Annotated in this window: 9 protein-coding genes; all 9 read right to left on the bottom strand. The window is 56.5% G+C overall.

The features are described 5' to 3' along the window. Positions 1-17: 17 nt before the first annotated feature. A complete protein-coding gene (locus CLV83_RS09465; RefSeq protein WP_132291001.1) occupies positions 18-683 on the bottom strand; it encodes a LuxR C-terminal-related transcriptional regulator in 666 nt (221 codons plus the stop codon). Between the two features lie 157 nt (positions 684-840). Continuing rightward, complete coding sequence (gene acs / locus CLV83_RS09460; RefSeq protein ID WP_132290998.1) at positions 841-2,796, bottom strand: acetate--CoA ligase; 1,956 nt, start codon at positions 2,794-2,796, stop codon at positions 841-843. A 258-nt stretch (positions 2,797-3,054) separates the two neighbouring features. Further along, on the bottom strand, positions 3,055-4,440 hold the full coding sequence (locus CLV83_RS09455) for a sigma-54-dependent transcriptional regulator (RefSeq protein WP_132290995.1): 1,386 nt from the start codon (positions 4,438-4,440) through the stop codon (positions 3,055-3,057). Beyond that, positions 4,437-5,519, bottom strand: a complete 1,083-nt coding sequence (locus tag CLV83_RS09450) for a sensor histidine kinase (RefSeq protein WP_132290992.1) — start codon at positions 5,517-5,519, stop codon at positions 4,437-4,439. Before CLV83_RS09450 ends, CLV83_RS09455 begins: the two co-directional genes overlap by 4 nt. A gap of 96 nt (positions 5,520-5,615) precedes the next feature. Then, on the bottom strand, positions 5,616-7,052 hold the full coding sequence (locus tag CLV83_RS09445; RefSeq protein ID WP_132290989.1) for a sigma-54 dependent transcriptional regulator: 1,437 nt from the start codon (positions 7,050-7,052) through the stop codon (positions 5,616-5,618). A 129-nt stretch (positions 7,053-7,181) separates the two neighbouring features. After that, complete coding sequence (locus CLV83_RS09440) at positions 7,182-9,176, bottom strand: peptidase U32 family protein (RefSeq protein WP_132290985.1); 1,995 nt, start codon at positions 9,174-9,176, stop codon at positions 7,182-7,184. Positions 9,177-9,361: 185 nt separating this feature from the next. Further along, positions 9,362-9,766 carry a flagellar export chaperone FliS gene (fliS, locus tag CLV83_RS09435; RefSeq protein WP_104003677.1) on the bottom strand — a complete coding sequence of 135 codons (405 nt, stop codon included), beginning with the start codon at positions 9,764-9,766 and terminating at the stop codon, positions 9,362-9,364. A gap of 41 nt (positions 9,767-9,807) precedes the next feature. Next, positions 9,808-11,880, bottom strand: a complete 2,073-nt coding sequence (gene fliD, locus CLV83_RS09430) for a flagellar filament capping protein FliD (protein WP_104003678.1) — start codon at positions 11,878-11,880, stop codon at positions 9,808-9,810. Between the two features lie 31 nt (positions 11,881-11,911). Continuing rightward, entirely contained in the window at positions 11,912-12,319 is a 408-nt protein-coding gene (locus CLV83_RS09425) for a flagellar protein FlaG (protein ID WP_132290982.1), read from the bottom strand. Positions 12,320-12,327 lie beyond the last annotated feature (8 nt).

The raw sequence follows: 12,327 nt of genomic DNA, 5'->3' as shown, positions 1-12,327 counted from the left end.
GCGCCGACAAAACCGGGTTAAACTTCGGTCTTTGGCGGCTCTACACCGAGACGCTGCGCCGCGATCACGGCCTGGGTACGACTATGAACACCGAGCTTGCGCAGGATAGCGGTCACATGGGCCTTGATGGTGGCTTCGGAAACGCTGAGTTCGTAGGCGATCTGTTTGTTCAACAGGCCTTCGGTCAGCATGGTCAGTACGCGGAACTGCTGAGGCGTCAGTGACGCCAGCGCTGCGGCAAACTTCTGGTCCTCTTCGGTGACCAGATCATCGAGGGTTTCGGAGATCTCCTGCGGCAGCCACTCCTCCCCCTGGAGCACAGCGGTAATCGCTTCGGAGATCACTTCCAGCGGTGCTGATTTGGGGATAAAACCTGAAGCTCCGTAATCGATCGCCCGCTTCATCACATGGGGCTCTTCGCTGCCGGAGACCACCACGACGGGAATTCCTGGATGCTGACCGCGCATAAAGACCAGGCCGGAAAATCCCTGGGCGCCCGGCATATGGATATCGAGCAGAACCAGATCGGCATCGCCATGGGCTTCTGCGGTTTCCTGCACGGCGGCCAGAGTATCCGCTTCCAGGATGGTGACTCCCGGCACTGCCTGCATCACCGCCTGTTTCAACGCCGCACGAAACAGCGGATGGTCGTCAGCAATGATGATTTTCTGGGCCAGCTCCATACCTCGTTCCCCCTCGCTTTCGATCCTTCTACGGGATCTTGCCTGATTCCGGAATTTATACGCTGAGGATCATATCAGGTATCAACGAAAAACGCCCTGTAGACAGTGTGCCTACAGGGCGTTTTTTATCTGCAAAACTGTGGGCGACTAACGCCTATCAGCCTTTACGGTTCATGCGGTGTTCGATGAGGTCATCGACAACGCTCGGATCCGCCAGAGTAGAGGTATCGCCCAGTGCGCTGTAATCGTCCTCAGCAATCTTACGCAGGATACGACGCATGATCTTACCGGAACGGGTTTTCGGCATCCCCGGTGCGAACTGAATCAGGTCCGGAGAGGCGATCGGGCCGATCTCTGAACGTACCCAGTTGCGCAGCTCTTTCATCAGCTCGTCGGTGGGCTCGAAACCTGACTGCAGCGTGACATAGACGTAGATCCCCTGACCTTTAAGGTCATGCGGATAGCCGACCACGGCCGCTTCCGCCACCGCTTCGTGCGCCACCAGCGCAGATTCGACCTCGGCGGTACCCATGCGGTGACCGGACACGTTGATTACGTCATCGACGCGGCCGGTGATCCAGTAGTAACCATCAGCATCGCGACGGGCACCATCACCGGTGGTGTAGTAACCCTTGAAGCTTGAGAAGTAGGTGTTGGTGAAGCGCTCGTGATCACCCCAGATGGAGCGGCTCTGGCCCGGCCAGGAGTCCTTGATCACCAGGTTACCCTCTGCGGCACCTTCAATCTCGTTGCCTTCGTTGTCCACCAGCGCCGGCTGCACACCGAAGAACGGCATGGACGCGGAGCCCGGCTTGGCTGCGGTAGCGCCCGGCAGCGGCACGATCATGATGCCGCCGGTTTCGGTCTGCCACCAGGTGTCAACGATCGGGCACTTGCCTTTACCAATCACGCGGTTGTACCACTCCCAGGCTTCCGGGTTGATCGGCTCACCGACCGAGCCCAGCAGCTTCAGGGTAGACAGATCGGAATCGCCCAGTACATCTTCACCCTGCTGCATCAGTGCGCGGATCGCGGTCGGTGCGGTGTAGAACTGGTTAACCTTGTGCTTCTCGATAACACGGCCAAAACGGCTGTTATCCGGGTAGCTCGGCACACCTTCAAACATCAGGGTGGTCGCGCCGTTGGCCAGCGGGCCGTAAACGATATAGCTGTGACCGGTCACCCAACCCACGTCGGCAGTACACCAGTAGATATCGCCATCGTGGTAATCGAATACATATTCATGGCTCATGGAAGCGTAAACCATGTAGCCACCGGTGGTGTGCTTGAGGCCTTTAGGCGCACCGGTTGAACCGGAGGTGTAAAGGATGAACAGCGGCGCTTCCGCTTCCATCTCTACCGCCGGGCAGTCTGTGGACGCAGCCGCTACGGCTTCTTCGTACCAGACATCACGGCTGTCATCCCACTCGGTTTCCTTGTCGACGCGCTTAACAACCACGACTGTCTCGCAGCTCTTCTTCGCACCTTCGTGGGTCAGCGCCTTATCAACGTTGGCCTTCAATGGAACGGCCTTACCGCCGCGCAGAGAATAGTTGGAGGTCACCACCAGCTTGGAGCCTGCGCCCTCAATACGCGCCGCCAGTGCTTCCGGAGAGAAGCCACCGAAGACGATGGAGTGAACCGCACCGATACGGGCACAGGCCAGCATGGCCACGGCCGCTTCCGGGATCATCGGCAGATAAAGCGTAACCACGTCGCCCTTTTCAACGCCCTGCGCCTTCAGCACATTGGCGAAGCGGCAGACGCGTTCATGCAGGTCGCGGTAGGTGATTTTCTGATCTTCGCTGGGATCGTCGCCTTCCCAGATAATAGCAACCTGATCGCCACGGGTTTCCAGGTGACGGTCGAGACAGTTGTAGGAGGCGTTCAACGTACCATCTTCAAACCAGTTGATGGAGACATTGTGCGGATCGAAGGTGGTGTTTTTGACCTTGGTGTACGGCTTGAACCAGTCCAGTCGCTTGCCGTGCTCGCCCCAGAAGGCTTCCGGATCATTGACCGACTGCTCATACATTGCCGCGTATTTTTCAGCATCGACATGTGCGTTGGCCGCGAACGCTGGATCTACAGAGTAGATTTTCTCTTCACTCATGGTTTTGCCCCTAGCCTTGGTATTTTGTTTTTATACAGATCTTGCTCTGGCCTGGTGTAATTATGAAGTTGTATGCGGCCAGAGTTGAGTGTTCATAATCTGCATAGAGTTATACTTGAGTGGTGCTAAGCCCCTGAATTAGACATTGGTCTATCGATTCTTAGACTAAAGAACTTGGTAATTGCAAGTACGTAAGCACTTACAAACAGGGGTATAGCGCTCAAGCCTGACTATGAACAATATTTATGGCAAAACCGTTTAGAACTCGATCCCCTCTTCCCGCATTCGCGCCAGCTTGTACCTCAGGGTGCGCGGACTGATCCCCAGCTTCTCCGATGCATCCTTGCGACTACCGCCACAGGCGTTGAGCGCATCGATGATCAACTGATACTCCCGCTGACGCAGGTCCTGGCCGAGTACACCGGCCTGTTCATCAGTTTCAGCGGCCACGACCGGTGCCGCCGACACAGGCGCCACCGCAGCACCCGCCAAAGGAATCGCACCGCCGGCAAGATGCAGATCAGCGCCATCGATCAGGCTGGCTGGCTGCAGGATAAGGGCCCGTTGAATCGCGTTATCGAGTTCCCTCACATTACCGGGCCAGTCGTGCTCGCGTAGCAACGCTTCCGCCGCTGGCGTGAGTTGCACACGACCACGTTTCATCTTGCTGCTGTGGCGGGCAAGAATCCGCCGTGCCAAAGGGACGATATCCTCACGGCGCTCACGCAGCGGCTGCCACTGCAACGGAAATACGTTCAAACGGTAGTAGAGATCCTCGCGGAAACGGCCTTCAGACACATACTCTTCGAGCTTGCGGTTACTGGTTGCCAGCACGCGCACATCCAGTTGGATTGTCTTGCGCCCGCCGATCCGCTCCACCTCCTGTTCCTGCAGCACGCGCAGCAGCTTCGCCTGCAGACCGAGGTCCATTTCACTGATCTCATCCAGCAGCAGCGTACCGCCGTTGGCCTGCTCGAACTTACCCGGAGCACTGGTATAGGCACCGGTAAAGGCGCCCTTTTCGTGACCGAAGAGCGTGGCCTCAAGCATGTTTTCCGGGATCGCCGCACAGTTGATCGCCACGAAGGGCGCTGTGCTACGCGGGGAGTGATCGTGAATATAGCGCGCCAGCACCTCTTTACCGGTGCCGGATTCACCGGTGACCAGCACAGTGGAATCGGTCTGCGCGACCCGCTGGGCAAGCTGCAGCAGTTGCTGACTGCCAGCGGACTCTGCCACCGGCGCTTCGCGCTCGCTACCCTTGGTATTACCGCTGTTACCACCAATAGCGGCGTGATTGCGGATCAGTTCGATCAGCTGTTCCGGCTCGAACGGTTTCATCAGGTAATCCACGGCGCCGTTACGAATCGCGTCCACCGCCTTTTCCACCTGACCATAGGCGGTAATCAGCGCCACCGGCGTCGCCGGGTAGTGCTTGCGCACCTGCGCCAGCAGCTGATGGCCATCGATCCCCGGCATGTTCACATCGGACACCACCATCTCAACCGGCTGCTTCTTCAGCAGCTCCAGCGCTTCCTCACCACTGCCTACAGTCAGATGCTCGATATCGGCCAGCTCCAGCGTGTCCGCCAGCGCTTCGCGCAGTTCCAGATCATCTTCGACGATGAGTACACTAGGGGTCATAAATCCTTTCCGCTCTGTTCAACCACTGAATCGTCAGCGGCCGTTTCCATTAGGGGTAGTAAAAAGGTAGCGCAGGTGCCAGTTCCCGGCTTGGATAGAATCTGAAATTCACCGTGATGGGCACGGGCGATCACCTGGGCCACAGCAAGGCCCAGCCCGGTGCCATGAGACTTGGTGGTGTAAAACGGCTCCATCGCCCGACGCACCTGCTCCGGGCTCATCCCCGGCCCGGTATCGATTACATCCAGGCGCAATTTTTCATTTTCCTGCGCCAGGCGAATCGTCAGTTCAGCCCCCTCACCACAGGCCTGGAGAGCATTGTTGACCAGGTTCATGACGGCCCCCAGCAGCGCTTCCAGGTTGCATTGGATCACCGCATCAGGCGCCTGATTAACCAGGTGACAGTCCGCATCCGCGCCGGCCAGAGGCGTATCCAGCAGATCATCGATACGCAGCTCCAGCTCTCGCCCGGTGACCCGGTTTTCAAGCTTGGTTTCTCCGCGGGCAAAGATCAGCATATCGCGCACCTGCTGCTCCAGGTGAGTCAAGCGTGACTTCACCTTGCCGGCAAAGCGGATCCTCTTGTCATCATCCAGCTGGGGCGCGCCGAGATGGCTGGCGTACAACAGCGCTGCAGAGAGCGGCGTGCGCACCTGATGCGCCAGTGAGGCCATCATCCGGCCCATTTCCGACAGGCGCTGGTAGTGGTGCAGCTTGTTCTGCAATAGACGTGTATCGGTCTGATCGGAGAGGAACACAAGCTGCCCCGGCTCCCCTTCCAACGCTCTCGTGGCGAGACTGACCCGTTTGCCGTTTTTCAGCGAAACTTCGTGACCATCATCGGGGCGAGGCGCAAAACAGGCGTTGATCACATCCACCCAGCGCTGGCCGCTGAGCTCGGTGCCCAGCAGCTCCCGCGCGGCGGGGTTGCTCTCGGTAATCAGACCCCGGTTATCGATCACCAGCACTCCGCTGGGCATCTGGTCGATCAGACGCCGCAGCCGCGCCAGAGCCTGACGCTCCTCTTTAAGACGGGCTACCTCTGCTTCCAGCTCAGCAATCCGCTGTTTGTCACTCATTGCATAGAACTCATTCTGCGGCGCTCACTGCTCGGGGCTTACTTATCGGATACTGAATATCTGGAGCGTAAGTACCTGGGACCTATTAGTTGGCACTTATTGTCGGGAGATACCATATTTGCGCATTTTCTCCACCAACGTAGTACGGCGAATACCCAGCTCGTCGGCGGCACGGGCTACCACATTGGCACAGCGCTCCAATGCCTGATTGATCAGCGAGCGTTCCAGTTTTTCCAGAAACAGCTTCAGCTCTATGCCTTGCGGTGGCAACTGGACATCACCGGAAATCGGCAGAGGCGGTGTCGATACTGGAGGCGCTTCGACCAGAAGCAACTGCTCAGCATCTGCCTCATAGCGGCCGGGGTCAGGTTCATCGATATGGCGGAATTTTGGCGGTAGCTCAGAGACGCCGACGATGCCGTCGGGATAGATAATGGCCAGTCGCTCAAGCAGGTTGGCCAGCTCTCGCACATTGCCCTGCCAGGCATGTTTTTGCAGCGACTCGAGTGCCGAAGGATGAAAGCGAAAACTGCCGATCCCCTCGTTTTTGAGACGCTCGATCAGCCCATTGACCAACAACGGCAGATCATCGAGTCGATCACGCAATGCGGGCATCTCGATGGGGAACACATTCAGGCGGTAATAGAGATCCTCACGGAACTCACCCGCCTCGATCATCGTTTCGAGATCCTTATGGGTGGCGGCGATGATACGCACGTCCGCTTCCAGCGTTTTGGTGCCACCGACACGCTCAAACTGACGCTCCTGAATCACGCGAAGCAGCTTCACCTGCATCGGCAGCGGCATATCGCCAATTTCGTCCAGGAACAGCGTACCGCCCTGAGCCAGTTCAAACCGCCCTGCCCGGCTGGAGATCGCGCCGGTAAAAGCGCCCTTCTCATGGCCAAAGAGTTCACTTTCCAGCAGCTCGGCAGGAATCGCGCCGCAGTTCACCGGCACAAACGGACCCTCTGCCCGGGAAGACTGCTCATGCAGACAGCGGGCTACCACCTCTTTACCTGTGCCAGATTCACCGGTGATCAAGACACTGATATCGCGCGGCGCCACCTGGGCGATCAGCCGCTTAACCTCAAGAATCGAAGGGCTCTGCCCCATTAGGGACGAAAGCTCAGGATGAGACGGTGAGTGCTGCTGCGTGGAAAACACATAGCAATGATGCAGCAGATCAAGCATGACCGCGTAGCTGTAGGGCTCCTGCAGATGCCCGACCCCGCCAGCATTTTCAAAGTCAGATTCGGACAGCTCCGGCCAGTCGCACACCAGCACCTTGGGCAGGATTCGCCCCTGGTCATTAAGATCGGCAATCAGCTTGTTGAGGGAGATCGGCAGGCTGCTTTCGCCCAGAAACACCACCGAGGTAGTCGACAGATCAAAGGACTTGCCCTGCTGCAGCCAGGTCACGAAGTCAAAAACATGACACTGGAGTTCAAGGAACTCGCAGATCCCCTGCAGATGAGCACGCCGCTCCAGGGCATCATCAATGATCAGAACATTAGATCCGCTGAGTTGCATCGGTCGATCCGGGTTGCGTCAGTATTCTGACAAGTTACTCGACCTCAGGGGATTGTCAAGGAATTGACAGATTAAAGCGGGCGCCCTTGTAGAAGCAGCGCCCCGTCGCGATCATACAATGCGTTTAAATCAATCGCTGCTGGTCGCAATCAAGCTGGCAGGGTCAAAGCTGTGAGCAGAGCCACTGGCCTGGCTACCCGGCAGCGCGCTGTTAAAGATATGTGGCTTGATCTTGCCGACCACATGCATTTCACAGGGCTTGCAGTCGAACTTCAGGGTCAGCACCTCATCGCCATGCACCAGCTGCATATCGCTCACCTTGGTTCTTACGCCGGTCACACCCTTGGCCTGTTTCGGGCAGAGGTTGAACGAAAAGCGCAGGCAGTGCTTGGTGATCATCACCGGTACGTCGCCGGTTTCCTGGTGGGCCTCAAACGCCGCTTCGATCAGCTGTACGCCGAAGCGCTTATAAAAGGCGCGGGCCTTTTCGTTATAGACGTTATCGAGGAACGACAGCTGGGTATCCGGGTACACCGGAGCCGGGTCGCTCACCGCCTTACGGAAGCCGCGCGGGTGGATCTTCAGTCGCGCCTCTGAAAGCTGCTCGATCATATCTCGGCGCAGAGCTTTCAGTTGCGAGCCTGGAATAAACCGGGCGTCCCCGCTAATGCTGCTCTCTTCAGCGTGGTAGATGGTATTACCCAACTTGGCGAAGCTGTCATGCAGTTGCTGCTGTGCCTTTTCGACGTTTTTGGCGGCTTCAAACGGCCCGGCCAGCTCAGCGCTAATCTCAACGCCCTCTTCGCTGACGAGCCTTGCGCTGAGCCTGTCTTCGCTGGAGTCCAACTGCCAGTTCACCAGCACCTTACGCTCGGCAGAGGTCTTGGTCAGTGCCTGCTGCCAGTCATGATCCAGGTTGCGGTTCAGTTTCAGCGGCGGGCGAACCTTGGCCAGCTCCTGCGGCATCTCATTGGGCACCACCCGGTACTGCCAGAAATGAACGCCGTCATCCTCACCGGACGGAAAGTCACACAAGGGGTAGACGTTATTTACCCGGAAACCCACTACCTCACGCTTCACCAGCACGTTGAGACCATCGCCGTTATTAAGCTGGGTCGTGGTCTGAACGGTCAGATCCTTTTTGCCGACACCGATCAGTTCGCCGACTGGCAACCCCACAAACTTGGGTGAATCGAAGGCGCCGATATCGATCTTGCGCTCGGAGACGAAATAATCAGTGCTGCCGCGATGGAAGGTCTGGTCCGGATCCGGCTGGAAAAAGTGCTCGGTTATACCGCTCGACGCCCGTTCGAGATCGGGGCGCTCCGCCAGGATCTCATCCAGCAGTTTGCGATAATGAGCAGTGATATTTTTGACGTAGCTGACATCCTTATAGCGGCCTTCGATCTTGAAGGAACGTACGCCGGCATCAACCAAGGCACGCAGGTTGTCGCTCTGGTTGTTGTCCTTCATCGACAGCAGGTGCTTGTCATAGGCCACCACCTGCCCCTTGTCGTCTTTCAGCGTATAGGGCAAGCGGCAGGCCTGGGAGCAGTCCCCACGGTTGGCACTGCGGCCGGTCTGGGCGTGGGAGATATTGCACTGCCCCGAGAAGGCCACGCACAGAGCCCCGTGGATAAAGAACTCAACGGCCGCATCAACGCTGTCGCTGATATCACGGATCTGCTGCAGGTTCAGCTCACGGGCGAGCACGATCTGCGAGAAGCCAACCTGCGACAGAAACTCCGCCTTTTCCTGACGGCGGATATCACACTGGGTGCTGGCGTGGATCTCAATCGGCGGGATATCCATCTCCATGATGCCCATATCCTGCACGATCAACGCATCCACACCGATGTTATACAGCTGATGGATTAACGCCCGCGCCGGCTCCAGCTCATCTTCATGCAGGATGGTATTTAAGGTCACGAACACCCGCGCGTGATACTGATGGGCAAACTCCACCAGCCCGGCGATATCCTCAACAGAGTTAGCAGCGTTATGGCGGGCACCAAAACCCGGACCACCGATATAAACGGCGTCAGCACCGTGAAGAATCGCTTCCCTCGCGATACCGGCATCGCGGGCGGGGCTAAGGAGTTCGAGCTGGTTTTTCTTGAGCATGGGTCCACCGGCAGCCAAGGGTGTGGCCGCATCTTTGTTGAGGTATCAGGATGTGGGCAATTTTAGCTGGATTTGCGGTGAAACCCTAACCCGGTGTTTGAGGAGCCGCACATCCGGCCGCGTCCCCATAAACGAAAGCCGGCTCACAAGGAGCCGGCTTGGGATATCGCAGCAGCCAGAACGTTTTACTTTACGGAGGTCTTGTTGTGCTCTTCCGCCGGGATGGCAGCCCAGCCCTGAAAGACCTCAGATAGAAGACCTGCGACTTCAGTGACTTTCTCCGCACTGTTTTCGCGATTTGCCTGCATCAACGTAGTGACCATGTAGTCGTAAAGTGTATCCAGGTTAGCGGCAACTTCTCCGCCATTCTCAAAGTCCAGCGAGCCTTTCAGGTTTACGATAATAGAGGAAGCCTTGTTGATCTGCTTAACTCGCAGCTCAACATCCTTACGCTCAATTGCACCGTTCGCCTTGGCAAGTGCTTCCAGCGCGCCCTTGAACAGCATACTGATCAATTCATGAGGGCTGGCAGAGTTAGCAGCAGTATTCAGATCGATGCTCTTGTATTGAGCCAGGGGGCTTGTATTCATTTTCACTCTACCTTGTTGACCGGTACCTACGCACCGGATTATCAATTCTGTGCGGTAAAGGGCAGTCGGTCCAGAAGCCCTTCCAGCGAATCACCGGTATCATTCAGGCTGCTGACAATCTGCTCCATCGCGAGAAACTGCGCACTCAAACGGGCTTCATACCTTTCCATTCGGCGATCGAGTTCATCCCTGTCCTCTTCCAGCCCATCCAGCTGGTTACTCATATTCTCTTCACGCAGAGCGATAACACCCTCGTTTGACATGAAGCGACTGAGCAGGCTGTCCATGGTACCGGCCACGCCCCTCGAGAAGCTGATATCGAACGGCCCGGTTCCCGCAGCGCCCGGGGACACCGTCAGGTTTAAACCGTATGCATCGGAAGATAGCTCAGGCAGCAGAACATTGCCGGATCCAAACGCGGCCACACCATTTATCGTGCCCTTTACGTCTTGCCCATTTTCAGCGGTTATCGCAGAGGTCGCACCCAAGCCAATGCTGGCCATATCGGCCCCCTGAAGACTCAGAGTCACCTTGGAGTCCTGACCAAATTCCCTGGATTCAAAAGAGAACTGCCCGGTAGCCTCATCAAATCGAACATCCACTGCTGCGTTGACGCCTTTGATATTGTCGTCACCGTTGATCTGCGACTGCAGATCGCTACGCAGCTCTTCAGCGTTCGCATAAGTGCCACTGAGCTGGATGATACTGGATATAGTCCCGTTAACGTTGACGCGGAAGCTGTAATCACCGGCGCTGGCATCAATCGGGCCTCCGCCGAACAAGGTCGCTGCATCGAACGCTTCGCCTGTCAGATAACCTTTGGCCGCGTCCTGAGTCACTTCCACTTCGTACTTGCCGGGCTGGGTTGCACCGATACGCGTTCCCATCCCCACTTCAACATAGCCGTTTTCTGATGACGTTTTACGTGCAAACAGATCGGCGACCTCGTCAAAATTATTGCTGATGGCAGAGCTGAACTCACTTTCCTCAATGGAAAGCGTGCCATCTCTTTCAGTACGAATACCCAGGTTGGTCAAGGCGGTGAAACCAGACTCAAGTCCCGCAACTTCAGACGTAAGGGAGCTTCGTAACTGACGCACCAGCGACTTGGCTGAGCTGTCTGAAGCCAAATCGCCACGCACCAACACGTTCTCTTCATCACGACTGTAGCCGGTCAGGTTTTCGGCCACTTCCTGAAATGCGTTATAGGCATCGACGAAATCCCGGATCGCCTGTTCAGCCACCGAAGAATCTGCCTCTACCGAGAAATTAATCTTCTCGCCAACAGATGCCTTGTTCACCGTGAAATTGAAGCCCTCGATAACATCAGTCATCTTGTTGCTTTCGCGACGGATCTCAAGGCCGTTCACCTTCAGCACTGCATCACTGGCCTGCTGGGTTTCGGTGACGCTGGCGGACTGGCCACTCTGATTGAAATTGAAACCCTGCAGCAGCGCCGGCGCAGACCCCGTTCCATCATCATTACCGGTGACAGACAGCGCGTTGGCTTCTCCTGAAGGAGAACTCAGCATCAGCTGATACTGATCACCCACACGCATAACGCTGGCCTGAATACCTGAATCCGTGCCGTTGATCTTATCTGCAATATCCTCAAGAGAATCGGACTCCTGGATCTCGATACTCAGCGCGGGCTTATCTGCATTGGCTGCGAAGCTATCAGGATCTGTACCCGCATATGTCCAGGTGCCAAACTGAATATCCAGCGTACCGCTGCCACCGAGCGCGGCATTTGCATCGCTATTGCTACCCATGACCAAAGTCTGGGCACTGGCAACGTCAAGGACTTCGATCTGGTAACTGCCGGTCTGAGCCCCGGGATCGAGCGAGTCTGGAGTAATCAGATCGGTTTCTGGAAACGCCACCGAGCGGGCCGAAAAAGTATTAGGGTTGGCCAGCGGTGAAAGCATGCTCTGAAAATCGGACAGTGCACTTTTCAGCGTTCCATAAGCGGAAATCTGGGCACTGAGTTCTTCCGACTTTCTATCGATCCTTTGTTCCTGCGGGGCTCGTTCGGCTTCTACCAATGAGGTAACGAGGTTAACGGTATCGATACCGGACCCTCCCCCAAGGGAAGAAATAATGTTATTCGCCATAACGAACCTCCTTCAACGCTTCGCCTTTCAATCAGGCGCGTTCATCAAATATCAAGCCAACCATGCCCTCTAGAAACTCAGAGAACTTGAGCTGCTCTTCCGTGGGAATCTGACGTACTACTTCATCCGTGGTCATATCGATCACTTTGACAACCATTTCGCTCGTGGAATCATCCACAGCAAAACGCAGCGATCGATTAGTATTATCCATCAATTGATTCATCTTCTCGACAGCAGCCTGCAGATCCTCTGCTGTGGGACCAGGCTGCTCAGCAGCTCCGCCTTGCTGAACCGCCTCGGTGGACGCATTCAGGGTACGCACGGGAACACTGGCATTGCTGGCTATATCCGCACTTTCAGGCAACTGACGGGAAGACACACTCGATTGCGGTAAGAGCTGAGTGTTGTTGCTGTTTAGGCCGGAGGCATCGATGGTCATAACGCTTA

It is taken from the genome of Marinobacterium mangrovicola, assembly GCF_004339595.1.
Lineage (GTDB): Bacteria > Pseudomonadota > Gammaproteobacteria > Pseudomonadales > Balneatricaceae > Marinobacterium_D > Marinobacterium_D mangrovicola.
The sequence above is the reverse complement of the archived record's forward strand: the minus strand, read 5'-3'. Positions and strand labels throughout refer to the sequence as shown.